This window comes from Nitrosophilus alvini (assembly GCF_015100395.1).
In the GTDB taxonomy this organism is placed as follows: Bacteria; Campylobacterota; Campylobacteria; order Campylobacterales; family Nitratiruptoraceae; genus Nitrosophilus; species Nitrosophilus alvini.
The window spans coordinates 1,354,022-1,371,185 of record NZ_AP022847.1 but is presented as its reverse complement, the minus strand read 5'-3'; the positions used below and the strand labels follow the sequence as shown (position 1 = coordinate 1,371,185).

The window sequence follows — 17,164 nt, the reverse complement described above, 5'->3', positions numbered from 1 at the left end:
TTCTCTTTCAAAGACGAGTAGAATTATATATCAAAAGAGTCTGTTTGTCAATATTTGGGCGTATAAAAAACTACATTTGATACATATTTTTTCTCTATTAAATCTTTTTTTAACAGCTCTTCAAAAATCTTCAAAGAATCTTTTGAAAGTACAGTTTTTATATCATCATAAGTAAACGGTCTGTGTTTAAGCGTATTAAGTATTTCCTTTTCGCTCAAATCTTTGTTCATAGGTTTTGAATCTCTTCTTGATACAATATTTACCGGAAGTTCTTTGAAAAAATAGGAGAGTTCGAAAAGCTTTTTGAAACTTACAGGCTGTACTTTATATGCAGGCGGTCTGTCTATGGTGCCTATATCTACTCTGTCAGGTTTTATTTCAAAAAGAATTTGAGCAAGTTTTTTGGCTTCTTCGGCATTGTCGTTTATACCTTTTACAAAAAGAATTTCGATTATCAGAGTTTTATCGAATTTTTTTCTAAACTTTTTTATTCCTTCTATAATTTTGTTTATATCAGTGCCTTTTAACGGGCGGTCTATTTTTTTAAAACATTTTTGAGTAGCGCAATCCAAAGAGAGCTTTACAATATCAATTTTTTTTAGAATGTTCTGTATATTTTTATCGGCTATATTTGCAGCATTTGAGAGTATAAGCAAAGAGGTATTTTCTTTTATCCGGTTGATCATATCGACAAGTATGTCAAGATATGGATATAGTGTTGGTTCTCCGTTTGACGTGATGGTTATAACATCTATATTTTTGTATTTTCTCAGTGCGGATTTCAGCTCTTTTATAATCTCTTCCGGTTTTGGAGGGTTTTTTATAAAGTTAGTCGGTTTTGATGGTGAGAGTTCGCAATAGATACAGTCAAAATTGCAGCTTTTCTCATCGGGGCTGAGATCGATTCCGAGCGAAAGCCCGAAACGTCTCGAATTTACAGGTCCAAAAACGTATCTCATCTTTTTGTTAATGTATGGACCAAATCTACCAGGTATTTTGCATTTTCAACCGGAAGGTCAGGCAGCATGCCGTGTCCCAGATTGAATATATGGCCAGGTTTTGCCCCCATGGTTTCTACTATTTTCTCAACACCCTCTTTTGTCGCCTCTTTGTTATAAAGTCTGCAAGGCTCCATATTTCCCTGAAGGACATATCTGTCACCAAGGTGCTTTTTGGCAAGTTCCATAGGGGTTCCCCAGTCGACTCCGAAAACATCAAAATTTCCGTCTATTTTATCCAGATATCCTGGAATACCTTTGGGGAAAAGAATAACCGGAATATCCGGATGTTTCAATTTTATAAACTCTGCAATATCTTTCATATACTCCCAGCTGAATTCAAAAAACATATCTTTTTCAAGTGCGCTTGCCCAGCTGTCAAAAACCATTACAGCATTTACACCCGATTCAATCTGTTTTAGAAGATATGCTTTTACAGCTTCTGTTATTTTGATCATAAGCGCATGCATAAATTCTGGGTCTGTATAGATAAGTTTTTTTATCTGTGCATATGTTTTGGATCCGCTACCTTCAACCATATATGTAGCCAGAGTCCATGGAGCGCCACTAAAGCCTATAAGAGCTTTTTCTTTTGGAAGTCTCTCTCTTGTGAGTTTTATTGTCTCATAAACGTATGTGAGTCTCTCTTCAGGATAGTCATATAGTCTGTCAATATCCTCTTTAGTTCTTATAGGATCACTGAAAACCGGTCCTTCTCCTTTTTCAAACTTGAGGTCCATACCCATTTCCAAAGGAATTACAAGGATATCGCTGAAAAGTATTGCAGCATCAACATTGAGTATATCGATAGGCTGTATTGTTACTTCGCTGGCCCACTGGGGATTTTTACAAAGAGTCAAAAAGTCTCCAGCTTTGTTTCTTACTTCCATATATTCCGGAAGATACCTTCCTGCTTGCCTCATCATCCATATTGGAGTATAGGGCGTCTCCTTTCTAAAACATGCATCTATAAATACCATATTTCTTTCCTTTTAATATAAAATCTATTCACAATTGAGAAAAATCAATAAATAGCCGATTCTCAATGGCTGCCGTTGCTGCCTCCTTTGTGAAGAAAATAGAGTCCTAAAGCAAGAGCCAGTATAGAACCTGCAAAGTAGAGCATCTCAAGTGGTCCTTCGTAAGATGTTCCCAGAACTCTTTTGAAGAAACTGACAACCAACACCATAACGATAACTTTTGCGAGTTTATCTTTTAACTGGTCCAGAGATCTTATTTGAAGGATTTTTGAAGACTCACTCTCTCTTGCCACATCTATTTTTGAAATAAAAAGTTCATATAGACCGAAGCTGAACAGCATCAAAACTACTGCAATAAGGTATAAGTCGACTGCTCCGATTATACCACCGATAAGAACTTCATGAAAATTTTTTGGATGTTCAGGACCGGTAAGAACTTTATAAGCCTCTATGCAGACATGAAAAATATCAAGGCTTGCTACAATAACAAGCACAACCGCACCCAGCATACCAAAAATAACGGCAAAAACTATAAAGAGTCTACTGTTCCATAAAACAGATTCGAAAACTTTTTCAAGAATATTCATATGCTCTCCGTTTCTATCCATTTTTGTGCGATTCTTACAGCGTTTGTAGCGGCTCCTACTCTGAGATTGTCCGCAACTACCCACATATGCAAAATATTGTCCTTGTATATATCTTTTCTGATTCTTCCTACATATGTTTCGTTTTTGTCTACTACTGTTATTGGCATAGGATATTCGGAGTTTTGCGGATCATCCATAATGACAATATTTTTTCCTCTTCTTAAAACTTCTCTGGCTGCATTTGTATCTACATCTTTTTCAAAATGAACGGTCACTGCTTCGCTGTGGCCTCTCAGTACGGGCACTCTGACGCAGGTTGCGCTTACTTCAATGTTTTTGTGCATAATTTTTTTTGTCTCGTTTACCATTTTCATCTCTTCTTTTGTGTATCCGTTATCCATAAATTTATCTATCTGCGGGATAACATTCAATGCGATCTGATGTGGAAACTTTTCATGCGGACTCTCATCAAGCTTGAAGGCAAAAAAATCTTTCATCTGCATAACCATCTCTTCCATCGCACTTTTTCCTGCGCCGCTTGTTGCCTGATAAGTAGCTACATCGACTCTTTTGATACCGTAAGCATCATCAAGCGGTTTTAAAGCCTGTACCATTTGTATTGTAGAGCAGTTCGGATTGGCTATTATTCCTCTGTTTTTCCATCCTGCTATATCTTCAGGATTTACTTCAGGTACCACCAACGGAACTTCAGGATCCATTCTGAAATAGCTTGTGTTGTCTATCACTACTGCGCCGGCTTCAACGGCATATGGTGCAAAACGTGCCGATATGCTTCCGCCGGCACTAAAAAGTGCAATTTCCACATCTTGTTCTTCGAAAACGTTTTCAGTCAGTTCAAGAACAGTGATATCATCGCCGTGGAACTGAACCGTTTCACCTGCACTTCTGCTGCTTGCCAGGGGGATAAGTCTGTTTACAGGAAAATTTACTTCTTCAAGTACTCTCATCATCTCTTCGCCAACAGCCCCGGTGGCTCCGACGATGGCAACATTGTATCTTCTCACTGCTCTTCTCCTTCAATCTCTTCTTTTTCTTCCTTCGGACATCTTGCTATACTTACTACTTTGTCGCCTTTTTCAACTCTTACTATCATGACACCGCTTGTGTTTCTGCCGGCTTTTCTGATGCTTTGCATATCGACTCTGATCATCTTCCCTGTACTGGTGAGGACCATAAGATCTTTGTTTTCATCTACTATTACAACACCAACCACATTTCCTGTTTTTGGTGTAAGTTTCATAGCGATGACACCTTTTCCGCCACGGCTCTGTTCTCTGTACTCACTCGCTTCTGTTCTTTTACCTATACCTTTTTCACTGACAGTCAGAAGCTCTTCATTTTCGTTGGCTATGATAGCCGCTCCGACAACCTCATCATCGGGATATTTGAATCTTATACCGGTGACTCCACGTGCGGTTCTGCCCATCTCTCTTACATCTTGGACTTTAAACCTTATACACATTCCTTTTCTGGTTATAATGAAAAGCCATTTTGTATCCGGATTGACGATATTTGCAGAGACAAGTTCATCATTTTCGTCAAGCGTTATTGCTCTTACCCCTCTGCTTCTTATATTGGAAAACTCGCTAAGGTTTGTTCTTTTTACGATACCGTTTTTGGTAAAGAAAGCTAAAGACTTGTCTTTTTGGAAATCTGTTGTAGGTATAATCGCTTTTATCTTTTCTCCGGGTTCTAGATTTATCAGATTTACTACCGCTTTTCCTTTTGCAGTTCTGCTGGCTTCCGGTATTTTATATACTTTTAGCCAATACAGCTGTCCCCTGTCTGTTATAAACATCAAAGTATCATGGGTGTTGGATATAAAGAATTTTTCAATAAAGTCATCTTCATATGTGGTGACGGCAGTCTTTCCTTTTCCGCCGCGTTTCTGTTTTTCATAAGATTTGAGAGGTACTCTTTTTATATATCCTCTGTGTGTAATTGTCACTACCATAGGTTCGTTCGGAATAAGGTCTTCTATGTCAATATCTTCATATGACTCAACTATTTCCGTAAGTCTAGGAGTCGAGAACTTCTCTTTGATTTCTATCAGTTCTTCTTTTATAATTTCGCTCAGTTTCTCTTCGCTTTTAAGAATTGCTGATAATCTTTCTATCTCTTTTAAAAGCCCCTGATACTCGTTTTCTATTTTATCTCTTTCAAGCCCGGTGAGTCTTTGCAGTCTCATATCCAAAATGGCCTGCGCCTGAATTTCGCTTAGAGAAAATCTCTCAATGAGTCCTGCTTTTGCCGATTTTGCATCTTCACTGGTTTTTATAAGCCGTACAATTTCGTCAATATTGTCTAGAGCTATTTTGAGCCCTTCAAGTATATGTGCTCGTGCTTTTGCTTTTTCAAGTTCGAATATAGTTCTTCTGATGATTATCGTTTTTCTGTGTTTGAGAAAAAGTTGCAGGAGCTCAAGAAGTGTAAATACTTTAGGCTCTTTATTTTCTATAGCCAAAAGTATTATTCCGAAAGTTGTCTCCATATTTGTGGATTTATAAAGATTGTTGAGTATTATATCGCTATAGACATCTTTTTTGAGTTCGATAACTACTCTGATACCTTCCCTGTCGCTCTCATCCCTTATTTCGCTGATACCTTCGATCTGTTTATCTTTTACAAGCTGCGCAATCTGTTCTATGAGTCTTGCTTTGTTTACCTGATAAGGGAGTTCGTCAATGATTATGATCTCTTTGTTGCCTCTTTTTTCGATATGGGTTTTTGCTCGTACCTTTATTCTGCCTCTTCCTGTTTTGTACGCAGAAACGATGCCTTGTTTTCCGAAAATTATACCGCCTGTAGGAAAGTCCGGACCCTGAATATGCTCCATCAGCTCTTCTACCTGTGCGGCAGGATTGTCTATAAGGACCAGAAGAGCGTCTATAAGTTCATCAAGCCTGTGGGGAGGAATATTGGTAGCCATACCTACGGCTATACCGTTGCTTCCGTTTAGAAGAAGGTTTGGCACACGGCTTGGAAGAACGTCTGGTTCTTGCATAGTATCGTCGTAGTTTGGAACAAAATCGACCGTATCTTTGTCTATATCTCTCAATAGCTCTTCTGCAAGAGCAGTCATTCTGGCTTCAGTGTATCTCATCGCAGCCGGGTTGTCGCCATCGATGGAGCCGAAGTTTCCCTGTCCGTCTACAAGAGGTATTCTCATTGAAAAAGGCTGTGCCATACGAACAAGTGCGTCGTAAACGGCTGTATCACCGTGAGGGTGATACTTACCTATAACGTCCCCCACGATCCTCGCACTCTTTTTGTATGCTGCACGGCTTGTGAGGTTCAACTCATTCATTGCGTAAAGTATTCTTCTGTGTACCGGCTTCAGACCGTCTCTCGCGTCTGGAAGTGCCCGTCCGATGATAACGCTCATCGAATAATCAAGATAGCTTGTTTTTAAGCTATCTTCGATATCGACTTCCTGAATATCCTGATGTTTTTCAAACAGATCAGCCATAAAAACCCTTTGATTTATTCTATATTTTTATATATTTTTGGGATATTATATCTTTTTGTGGCTTAAAATATTTCTTGTTTATCTATAAATGGCAATATTTGTTTAGAGGATTTAAATGTCAAAAAGAGGGTGAGAAGAAAATTTGAAGCAGAGTCGCTTCAGTATGGGCCAAAGCCCCCGTTTTTTGGACTACCACAGCTTTAGCTCGTTCAAACATTCGCTGAAAGCCATGTATCTTTCGTTTGGATTTGGAGAAATCATTTTATATATCAAATTACCTGTTTTTTTTGGTATTTCTGGAATGATTTTTGAAGGATTTGCAGGCTTTTGGTTGCCCAGGGGTCTGAAATCCAAAATTTCAAGATACGGTTTTTCGCCTACAAGGTCTTTGTATATCCTGCATCCGAAATCGAATATTTCAAAATGTTCGTTTTTTCCTGTTTCAGGTTTTTGTGGAAGAGAAAATCTATAATCAAATTTCTCTTTTTTCATCGCGTAGTTAAAAGTCGCCATAAACGATATAGCAGAATATGTGTACAAAGATAGTACTCTTTCAAAAAACTTTTCAAAACTTTCGTTTTTTCTTCTGTGTATAGCATACTCCAAAACAATCTCTTCTACAAGATATTTTGCAAATCTAAGAGGCACCGCTTTGAGTATGGTATGCGCAGGCGAATCGGTTTTTGTCAGACTTCCTCCCAGGACTATATCGACGCCGGGTTCGGTAATGCCGTCCACTTTTGCTTTTGCACCTATAAATCCTATGTCACCAAACTCGTGAATTCCACATCCTTTTACACATGCCGACCAGTAAAGTCGTATTTTGCCGTCGCTTAAAGAGATTTTCGAGCTTAGATACTCTGACATTGCCAAAGCGTCAGGTTTGCCCTCAATCACACCGTACGGACAATGTTTTGCACCCACACATGAGATAAGGTTGTTGAAATACGGGGTGTCGATATTTTGATATTTATGAAAAAAAGGTGTTTCAAAAACACTTTTTATATCCTCTTCTTTTATTCCTGTTATATAGAGATTTTGTTCAACTGTCAGCCTTATTTCGCCGTTGCCGTATTTTTGTGCAATTTCAGAGGCTTCTATCATATCAGAGCCTGTAAAAATTCCTGCGGGTACAACGGCATGTATAGCAAATGAGCCGTCTTTAAGTTCGACGCGCCCGTATTTTGCATCAAAGTGTTCTAGTGAGCAAAGAGTCTCCCCTGCGGATTCAAACTCAAAATCGGCAGCTTTTGAAACGGCTTTTATAAACTCTTCCATCCCTACCGCTTTTATCAGAAAGTGGAGTCTGTTTTTGTTTCTGTTGTCTCTGAATCCGTAAGTTTTAAAAACAGTTATCAGAGCTTCATAAAAGCGTAGCACTTCATCTTCACTGCCCAAGAAAACATCTGCATTTTGTGCTATTTTTCCGACTTTTCCTCCAAGATAGACATTATATCCGTATCGCCCGTTTTTAAATGCCGTTACAAAACAGCAGTCATGGCCGTAAACATTACATCTGTTCGATAGTGAACCTGTTATGGAGGTATTGAATTTTCTAGGGAGCGATCCTATCCATTGAGGTTTTTTAAGGTAGAAATTCTGGAGCTTTTCAAGCAGACCGAAACTCTCTATAACAGAGTCTTTCGCAATCGAATCGAGCGGATCTGTGACTATGTTTCTGAAATTGTCTATGCCGGTCTGATAAGTGGTAATACCCACACTTTCCAGCTCTTCAAGAAGTTGAGGCAAATCTTTGATTTTCAAAAATCGCAGCTCAACCTGCATTCTTGTAGTAAGGTCGATATAGTCGTTGCCGTATTTTTTTGCCACTTCGCCCAGTTTTTTTGCCTGCAAGGCTGTAACTCTTCCACCGGGGATCCTTACTCTTAGCATAAACTTTTCCGGAGTTGCGGGTCTATCGAATATCCCGAAACATTTTAAAAAAAACTCTTTATCTTCTTTCGGTATGGATTCATAACCTTTTTTTGCATACTCTTTAAGCTGTTCAAATGCCTCCTGGGGAGTTTTGAGCGATTTTATGTTTTCTACCCTGTTTATCTTTTTGCTTCTTTGCTCTTTTGCTTTTTTTAGTCTGTCTGTCATCAAAATTCTCCTGATTTTGCTTTTATCTCTTCGGTTTTTATACGTCTCTTTTTTTTCTCATAGCATAGCTTTGCGACAATTTTGGTTTTTTTAGGCTTTATGCCTTCAGGCACTTTTTTGCTGTGAAGCTGCACGGCTGTCTGTTTATAATTGGGTTCTCCGGATATGGGGTCAAAGAGAGAGTTTGTAACTCTGTTTATAAGCTGCGTATTGAAATGAAACGGTACAAATACCGTTCCGGGAGCCACAAGGTTTGTAATTTTTACCACAAGATTATCTACCCTGCCTCTTTTACTGCTTATGCTTATTCTGTCGTAGCTTTTGACCTGCAGCTTTTTGGCGTCAGCAGGGTTTATCTCTATCCATGCTTCAGGGGCGAGGTTGTCGAGAATTGCTATTTTGGAGGTTTTTGTTCTTGTATGGAAATGTTCGACACATCTTCCGGTATTTAATATTACAGGAAATGTTTCGCAAATATTCTCTTCCAGAGATCTATAATCAGCCGTTACAAAACGGGCTTTGCCCTCAGACGTCCTGAAATCGATATCTTCAGTATAGAGTCTTGGTGTGCCTTCTGGATATTTTTCATTGCACGGCCACTGTATGCCGCCAAGTCTCTCTATCTTTTCATATGTCATACCGCTATAGTCGCAGAGCCTTCCCTTGGAGATTTTCCTTATCTCTTTAAAAGCATCTTCAGGCTTTTTCCATCCTGGAAAGAGAAGGTCTTTTGCGCCGAAATATTCGCTGAACTCAACCACTATCTCAAAATCGCTTTTGGAGTCTGCAGGAGGTTCTACTGCTTTGTTTGCACGGCTGCATCTTCTTTCGCTGTTTGTGTAGCATCCCTCTTTTTCTCCCCATGTAGCAGCTGCAAAAACAACATCGGCAACCTGGGCCGTATCACTCATAAAAGCGTCTTGAACAATCAGAATATCGAGTTTTTTCAATGCGCTCCTGAGCCTGTTTTGATCCGGAAAACTCACATATGGGTTTGTACATACAACCCACAGAGCCTTTATCTCGCCCCTGTCAATTGCATCTATAATATCCGCATATTTATAGCCTCTTTTATCCGGTATCAGTTCCACAGGAACATTTATCAAAGAGGCGAATTCGGCTCTGTCATTTTCACTTGCAAAGTCTCTGTATCCGGGAATGGAGCTGGTAAAACCGAACTCTCTCGTGCCCATTGCGTTGCATTGCCCTGTTATGGAAAAGGGAGCGGCTCCTTCTTTTCCGATATGGCCGGTCATTATCGCCAGGTTGTTTATAGCGCTTACCGTATCCGTTCCCTGGGCCGACTGGTTGACACCCATCGTCCAGCATATCAGTGATTTATCCGATTTTGCATACAGCTTTGCGAGCTCATACAGTTTTTTCACATCTATTCCGGTTATGTACGCGCACTCCTGCGGCAGATATTTTTGTAGATGTTTGACAAACTCTTTCCAGCCGGTTGTTCTTTCATTTATAAATTTTTCGTCGTACCAGCCCTGTTCCCAGATAATGTATGCAAGACCGTTTATAAGAGCCAAATCTGTTCTCGGTTTTATAGGTATATATATATCGGCCAGCTGACTTGTTTTTGAGCGTCTTGGATCGATAACCACTATCTTTTTGGATTTTCTGTTTTTCATCAGATGATGAACGATAATAGGGTGGTTGTCCGCCAGATTGGCCCCTATGACAAAAACAGTATCGGCTTTTGCTATGTCTTCATAGCTTCCCGGAGGTCCGTCGCTTCCGAAACTCTGTTTGTATCCCATAACCGCACTTGCCATACAAAGAGTTGTATTTCCGTCGTAGTTGTTCGTTCCAAGTCCTAGTTGAACGAATTTTCCTAGAGTGTAAAACTCTTCTGTCAAAAGCTGTCCGGTGGATATTACCGCAACCGCTCCTTTGCCGTAGCGGTTTTGGATATCTTTGAATTTTTCTGCCGTATATTCGAACGCCTCTTTCCAAGATACGTTTTGAAGTTTTCCGTTTTTTCTTATTTTGGGATAAAGAGCTCTGTTGTCGTTGTATAGCATCTGATGTTCGCTAAGCCCTTTTGGGCAGAGTGTGCCGAGATTTACCGGATGAGCAGGGTCTCCTTTTGTGTAAACGGCTTTACCTTCTTTGACTCCGATATAAAGGCCGCAGCCCACACCGCAGTATCCGCATGCGGACTTTACCCAAAAATCCGGTTTTCTTTCCTTTGCTACTTTTCCGAAAACCGGGTCGTCAGCAAGGGCATATCTGTCTTCTTTTATATCGAGTCCCAAAAAATCTTTTATCTTTTTTATCATTTCAATACCTCTTTTTGAACTGTTTTGACTCTATCCTCTTTGAGCTCCGGCAAAAAAGTTGCCGGGAAGCTGCAGAGGAACTGCTGTTGTATAGAATAAAAGCCTTCCTATAAGTTCGCTTACAAGAGCGGTGACAAATGCAAGAACTGCCAAAAAAAACGCCAATACGGTGTTGTGGCTGCTAAGAAAGAGCGATACCAAAAGCGGAAGAGCTGCGGCTGCTGTAATAAGTGTTATCTGTCTGATTTTGTAAAGTCTGCCAAATCTTTCGAATAACAGCTTTTTGGTTTTATCAAGCTGATAAAAGTATCTATGATCGGGATTTAGCATCTCATAAAATCTTTTGCTTTCAAAAAAAAGATATATCTGCAGAGCTCCCAAAAGCAAGGCAAGAGCGATAAGTGAGTTTGCTATATCTATTCGATTTTGGGCTATAGCTACTGCAGCGACAAGCAGTATTCCGGCAAATCCAGTTCCGAAAAATTTGTATATAGTTGTTTTTCTGTTCCACGAAGGTCTTGCTTCTATCATGTATATCATGGCCTGGGAAAATATGCCGTAAATGCCGACGGCAGCCGTAAGGGCTTCTGTTGCGATTCTTGCAAAACCGTCAATATTGAAGAAATAGAGCAGGGCAGTTATCGTCATTCCGGATACAAATGCCCCCAAAGCGGCAGCTTCGCGGCTAAGCCAGCTTGTTTTTATATTTTTCATAGCGCTCAAAGCTTTGAAAGGGCGTCCAAGATGAAGAGCCGACAGAGGCAGACCTGCCGCAGCGGGTATCAAAACGGCAATGGCCACCCAAAAATCCGGAGCAGGCAATGCTGAGGAAAATGAGGCGAAAAGGTCGCCTAAAAAAAGTGCAAGAAAACCGAAAAGCGAAATCTGCGTAAGAACGGTCATAAAAACGAGCGGTATTTCAGGATGCGATGGTTTTATCTGCCCTTCATCCACAGGATGCATCTTCGGCGGCAGATTTTGAGGCAGAGTGTATCTGGTAGTAGACATGGTAACTCTTGCGTCAACCAGTCCCGGGGCATTTCCCTCTTTATCGATAGAGTTTTTCATCCACTCTTCTTTGTTTACCACCTCTATCTCTATCGCGCCTTCCGGACAGGCCTGAACACAGGCCGGAGTCTCTTTTGCTTCTATTTTTTCGTAGCACATATGACATTTGGTGACGATATGCCTCTCTTTGTTGTATACAGGAACGCCGTAGGGACAGTTCCACGTACAATATTGGCAGCCTATACAGGCTTCATCGTCGTGAATTACAATACCGTTGTCTATCTTTATGTAGCTTTTGGTGGGACAACCTTTGAGGCACCATGGGTCTATGCAGTGGTTGCATCCCATGGAGATAAACAGCCAACTTGCGTCAGGAAATATTCCGCCTTCAAGTTCTCCCACTCTTCTGTATTTTACATCGACAGGATTGTTATTTATCTCGTTACACGCCACCTCGCAGCAGTGGCACCCTATGCATTTTGTAGCGTCGAAATGAAATCTGTACTGTTCGCCCTCTTTTAGTTCGGGCAGATCTATGGAATAGTTGCCGCACTGCATTCCGGTAGCGGCTTTATAGTCTATAAAACTTTCTACAGCGCTGATGTTTTCATCCATCAGAAATCCTCTCTAATTGATATACTTTAAGTATATGTTTAAAAGGAACTTTTTTGTCCTCTTTTTTGCATAAAAAATAGTCATTTTTCACAAAACCCCAATATAAGCACTATAGCCAATGCAAGAAGTGCCGAAAGTGTTTTATAAAACAGAAGAGGGTTTCTCTCTATAAAAGGTCTGTTTTTAAGATATGGTTGCACTTTTTCAGGATGTTCCAGATCATAAAGCATCATCGAGTAGTGGCTGTATCTGCTGTCGATATCTCTTTCTATGGCTCTTAGTATTACCGCTTCGAGCCAGCCCGGAACATTTTTGTTGTATTTTGATATTTTTTGAGGCGGTTTTGAAAACTGCGGTGTTTGAAACGGTTCGATTTCACCGTAAGGATATTTTCCTGTCAGTGCTTTGTACATAGTTACACCTATAGCGAAAATTTCCGTCGATTCGCTGATACTTTCTCCTCTAAATCTTTCCGGCGCCAGATAGCTTGGAGTTCCGGCTCTGCTTGTTATAGAAAACATATCTATGATTGAGCCGTAGTCGATAAGTTTAAAAACACTTTTTGAGTCTCTTTTTGTAATTATGATATTTTCAGGTTTCAAATCTCCGTGAACCAGACCCAGACTCAGCAGATATTGACTGGCTTTAAGGAGAAACTTTCCAAGCTCAACCGTATCGTCTACAAAGAGCGGTCTCTTTTTGATAGCATTATCTATCGTTTCTCCTTCAAGGTACTCCATTACATAATATCTGCAGCTTCTGTTTTCGGGTATCCACGCTTTTACAAAAAAACCGGCTTTAATTCTGTTTGCATTCCACGCCTCTTTCAGGTAGGCGTCGAGGATTTTTTCATCCCTTTTTGCTTCCAACGGCGGAAATTTAAGTACATATTTTTTGCCCTCTTTTTCGGCAAGCCAGACTCTGTTGTTTTGTATCAGGGGTTTTTTGAGTAAAAAGGAGTCTATATTTTTGCCGGCTTTCAATGAGTCCGGAATAGGCAGTTTTTGGGCTGCAATTTTTTTCAGTTTATTTGTATTTACCACATCTATCGTTACTGCACTTGCATCATCGAGTGTTGCTTTAACCGCATTTTTAAGAGCCTCTTTTACCAAAGATTTTGCGTCTCTTTTTTTTACGAGGAGCTCTTCAAGTCTTCTGTTTTCTATATTGTTATATACCCCGTCACTGCAGAGCATGACAGAAGCGCCGTCTTCTATTTTTATATCGAAATAGGCTGGAGTGATGCTTTTTTTCAGACCCAGAGCTTCGCTCAAAATATGTTCCATTCCCTCCTCTTTTATTGTGTGGTCTATGCTTAGCTGTACTACAGTGTTGTCGGGATGAGCCACATAGCATCTGGAATCACCTATGTTTATGCCGTGGCACTCGTCTGCGTCTATTACCACAACACAAAGAGTCGTGACCAATTCAGGCCTGCCGTACTCATGCATGGATTCTTCAAAGAGAATTTTATTTATTGAGTCTGCAAAATGCAGAAGAGACTTTTTGATACTCCAGCTTTTGGGTCTTATTTTGAAGTTTTTTATAAAGTATTCTACAGCCCTTCTGGCAGCTTCACCGCCTTTTTGAGCACTTCCCACACCGTCGCATAAAACGGCTATGATGATGTCATCGTATACTTTCACGTCACAAAAATCATCGCTTACGGTATTATCTTTTGAAGTGACGCTTTTTGAAATCTTTGCTTTTAGAAATTTGCTGTCCATTTTAGAGAGTCCTTGTTTCTTAATAGTACAGGAGAGGTAAAATCTCCTATATCTTTCCTCCTGCCGTAACACCCCAAGTGGTTCTCCATCTGGTTTTTACCAGAGATATTCCCGATATGGCAAACAAAACCAAAGCAGAAAATATAAAAAATCCTGCCCCGTATCCGTCAAATGCCGCTTTGCTCCATCCTAGTGTTTTGATAAGAGCTGTTCCTCCAAGCCCTCCTGCACATCCGATAATACCGGTCATGATACCTATATCTTTTCCGAAACGCTGTGGTACCAGCTGGAAAACAGCGCCGTTAGCCATGCCCAGGTTTGCCATAATCAAAAAGAGTACAAAAATTGCCAGATAGAAGTTATGGACCAGTGTGGCATTTAAAATAGCGAGGGCGGCAACTGCACTGAAAAATATATATAAAGATTTCACTCCGCCTATCTTATCGGCAACGGCACCTCCTACCGGTCTTAAAACAGCTCCTGCGAATATACATAGTGCTCCGAAATATCCTGCTACGACTTTTACGTTTGGTTCGTTTATAAACTCTAGTCCGAAATAGCTCATATCGGTTTGATACGTATTCATAAGATATACTTTCATATAGTTTGCAAATCCGACAAAACCGCCGAAGCTTATCGCATAGAAAAGACTGAACCACCAGGTATCTCTATCTTTGAGAAGCATCAAATAGTCTGCCGGTTTTTTTGGGTTTGGTTTGTAAACCTCCGGCGGTGCGTCTTTTGCCATCAATATATATGTAGCAAGGATTATAGTAGAGAGTACTCCGCCAGTTAGAAATACGGCAGGCCATCCCCATATCTCCGCGATTTTAGGCGCAAAAAGGAAGTCGATGACAACACCTATGTTTCCTGCTCCGGCGAGTCCTAGCACGACTCCTTGTAGTCTGGGCGGATACCACTGACCGGCCTGAGGTAAAGCAACAGCGAAACTGGCACCGGCAAAACCGAGAGTGACAGCGACAAAGAGAAGTTCTTGATAGCTTATTGCTTCACCTCTGAAATATGCGTAGAAAAGGCCGGCAATTACGATCAACTGTGCCATAATAGCCGTTTTTTTGGCACCTATCTGATCAACAAAAAAGCCGAGAACTATTCTTAAAATCGCGCCGCCAAGTATAGGGATGGCCAGCAGTGTAGCTTTCTGGTTCGGATCTAAAAAAGTACCGCTTCTTGCAAGCGATTCGCTTATCTCTGTAGCAAGCGGTCCTAACATAGTCCAGACCATAAAGCTAAAATCGAAGTATAAAAAAGCGGCCAGAAGCGTTGGCCAGTGGCCTGCACTTTTAAGTTCCGAAAGTTTCATCAGATCTCCTTTTATATGTGGAATCAATAAAATGATACAAGAAAAATACACAATAAAGTGCAAAAAATTGATTAAAAAACAATCAACAACCTTTTTTCTTTGAGCTAATAACAAACATAAATAAAAAATAACTCTCAACGATTAAAATATGTAAAAGTTATTTTTTGCTGTTAGATGCTTGTAGTATTTGGGAGTTTGTTATATTGAATATAAAAAAATCAAATATGATATACCTTCTGGCAAGATTGATTAAATTTTAATCAAAACGACATACTGTAAGGAGTATTAAAAATGTTAAACTTTCGATATGCAAAATTAAAAAGGAGAAAAGATGGAAAGTTTTGCTGACGTCAAATATGTACTGGACGGCTTTCTGCTTGTTATAAGCGCCGTTTTGGTAATGTGGATGGCAGCCGGTTTTGCTATGCTTGAAGCCGGACTTGTAAGATCCAAAAATACAACCACTATACTACTTAAAAATGTACTTCTGTATGCGATAGCATGTATTATGTACTATTTTATAGGTTACAACCTCATGTATGGAGAAGGAAACGCATTTTTTGGCAGCGGATTTGCGCTTAGCGGAATGAGCAACGGTGACCACTCTCTCATGGCCGATTTCTTTTTTCAGGTAGTTTTCGTTGCGACTGCTGCAAGTATAGTATCCGGAACGGTAGCTGAGAGAATGAAGCTCTGGCCGTTTTTGGTATTTACAGTAATACTTACTGCTGTTATCTATCCGATTCAGGGGCACTGGACATGGGGCGGTACGGCTCTTGGCGGGATTATTGATGGATTCAGTGACTTTGCAGGTTCTACCATAGTTCACTCTGTCGGAGGCTGGGCGGCTCTTGCCGGTGTTCTTCTTCTGGGTGCTAGAAAGGGAAAATATACAAAAGACGGAAAAATCAAACCGATTCCAGGTGCGAATCTTCCTCTTGCCACACTGGGAACCTTTATTCTCTGGATGGGATGGTTCGGATTTAACGGTGGAAGTCAGTTGGCACTTGGAAGCAAAGAGGATATAGACGCTGTGAGCATGGTAATGGCCGATACAAACATGGCTGCTGCTACAGGAGCGGTAACAGCTGCTATAGTTACAAAACTTCTTTATAGAAAAGTTGATCTAACAATGGTTTTAAACGGTGCTCTTGGCGGACTTGTTGCGGTAACCGCAGGACCTGATCTTGGAATGATGGTCTCTTTTATTGACGGTGTTGTTGCAGGTATACTTGTGGTATTTGCTGTAACTTTCTTTGATAAACTAAAGATAGACGATCCCGTAGGTGCACTCTCTGTTCACCTTGTAAACGGTATATGGGGAACGCTTGCAGTGGGGATATTTAATCCTGATGTAAGTTTAATCGCTCAGATCAAAGGTATTGTGGTAATTGGCGCATTTACGTTTGTGATATCTTTTATCATATGGTATATCATCAAATTAATAATGGGATTAAGAGTCAGTGAAGAGGTAGAGTATGAAGGTGAGGATATAGAAGAGACAGGTCTTGAAGCGTATCCTGAATTTACAAAATCTACAAGAGCTGTATAAAATTGAAAATATAGATAAAAGAGTGTAAAATACTCGAAAAAGAGGCAGAAGACAATAACAGTCTCTGCTTCTGTAAAATGAAGGAGAAGATATGAAAAAAATTGAAGCGGTTATAAAACCTTTCAAGCTTGAAGATGTGAAAGATGCTCTTACAGAAGCTGGTATAAGCGGTATGACTATTAGTGAAGTAAAAGGTTACGGTAGGCAACAGGGGCACAGCGAACTTTACAGAGGAGCAGAATATGTTGTAGACTTTCTTCCGAAAGTGAAAGTAGAAGTAGTTGTGCCTGACAGTGAAGTTGAAAATATAATCGAAAAGATAGTTGAATCAGCAAGAACCGGAAAGATAGGTGACGGTAAGATATTTGTTACCGACATAGAAAAAGTAGTAAGAATCAGAACAGGTGAAACAGACGAAGAAGCATTGTGATGATTAAAAAATAGGCAAAAATTTTTGACTCCCACAAAAATTGCCTAAAATTTAAGCAC

General features: G+C 40.2%; 12 protein-coding genes. 2 read left to right on the top strand and 10 right to left on the bottom strand.

The window, feature by feature from the left end:
• Positions 1-47: 47 nt before the first annotated feature.
• The 10 genes from EPR_RS06985 to EPR_RS06940 form a co-directional block, all read right to left on the bottom strand.
• Positions 48-959, bottom strand: a complete 912-nt coding sequence (locus EPR_RS06985) for a radical SAM protein (RefSeq protein WP_200762526.1) — start codon at positions 957-959, stop codon at positions 48-50.
• Positions 956-1,978, bottom strand: coding sequence for a uroporphyrinogen decarboxylase (hemE, locus tag EPR_RS06980; protein ID WP_200762525.1), 1,023 nt, complete (start codon positions 1,976-1,978; stop codon positions 956-958). The genes EPR_RS06985 and hemE overlap by 4 nt, the downstream gene beginning before the upstream one ends.
• Before the next feature lie 62 nt (positions 1,979-2,040).
• The gene (locus EPR_RS06975) at positions 2,041-2,565 is read right to left on the bottom strand and encodes a YqhA family protein (RefSeq protein ID WP_200762524.1); all 525 of its coding nucleotides are present in this window, start codon (positions 2,563-2,565) and stop codon (positions 2,041-2,043) included.
• Positions 2,562-3,590, bottom strand: a complete 1,029-nt coding sequence (locus tag EPR_RS06970) for an aspartate-semialdehyde dehydrogenase (protein WP_200762523.1) — start codon at positions 3,588-3,590, stop codon at positions 2,562-2,564. Before EPR_RS06970 ends, EPR_RS06975 begins: the two co-directional genes overlap by 4 nt.
• Complete coding sequence (gene gyrA, locus EPR_RS06965) at positions 3,587-6,055, bottom strand: DNA gyrase subunit A (protein WP_200762522.1); 2,469 nt, start codon at positions 6,053-6,055, stop codon at positions 3,587-3,589. Before gyrA ends, EPR_RS06970 begins: the two co-directional genes overlap by 4 nt.
• A gap of 189 nt (positions 6,056-6,244) precedes the next feature.
• Positions 6,245-8,158: a nitrite/sulfite reductase gene (locus tag EPR_RS06960; RefSeq protein ID WP_200762521.1), complete on the bottom strand. Its 1,914-nt coding sequence runs from the start codon at positions 8,156-8,158 to the stop codon at positions 6,245-6,247.
• A complete protein-coding gene (locus tag EPR_RS06955) occupies positions 8,158-10,449 on the bottom strand; it encodes a molybdopterin oxidoreductase family protein (RefSeq protein WP_200762520.1) in 2,292 nt (763 codons plus the stop codon). The genes EPR_RS06960 and EPR_RS06955 overlap by 1 nt, the downstream gene beginning before the upstream one ends.
• 30 nt (positions 10,450-10,479) lie before the next feature.
• Positions 10,480-12,072 (bottom strand): DmsC/YnfH family molybdoenzyme membrane anchor subunit, encoded by a 1,593-nt coding sequence (locus tag EPR_RS06950; RefSeq protein WP_234697102.1) that lies wholly within the window; start codon positions 12,070-12,072, stop codon positions 10,480-10,482.
• A gap of 80 nt (positions 12,073-12,152) precedes the next feature.
• Positions 12,153-13,799 (bottom strand): bifunctional protein-serine/threonine kinase/phosphatase, encoded by a 1,647-nt coding sequence (locus tag EPR_RS06945; protein WP_200762519.1) that lies wholly within the window; start codon positions 13,797-13,799, stop codon positions 12,153-12,155.
• A gap of 46 nt (positions 13,800-13,845) precedes the next feature.
• Positions 13,846-15,123: an MFS transporter gene (locus tag EPR_RS06940; protein WP_200762518.1), complete on the bottom strand. Its 1,278-nt coding sequence runs from the start codon at positions 15,121-15,123 to the stop codon at positions 13,846-13,848.
• 331 nt (positions 15,124-15,454) lie between these two features.
• On the opposite strand from EPR_RS06940, the gene amt reads away from it, so the two are divergent.
• Positions 15,455-16,675 carry an ammonium transporter gene (gene amt / locus EPR_RS06935; protein ID WP_200762517.1) on the top strand — a complete coding sequence of 407 codons (1,221 nt, stop codon included), beginning with the start codon at positions 15,455-15,457 and terminating at the stop codon, positions 16,673-16,675.
• Between the two features lie 91 nt (positions 16,676-16,766).
• Positions 16,767-17,105: a P-II family nitrogen regulator gene (locus EPR_RS06930; RefSeq protein ID WP_200762516.1), complete on the top strand. Its 339-nt coding sequence runs from the start codon at positions 16,767-16,769 to the stop codon at positions 17,103-17,105.
• Positions 17,106-17,164: the final 59 nt, after the last annotated feature.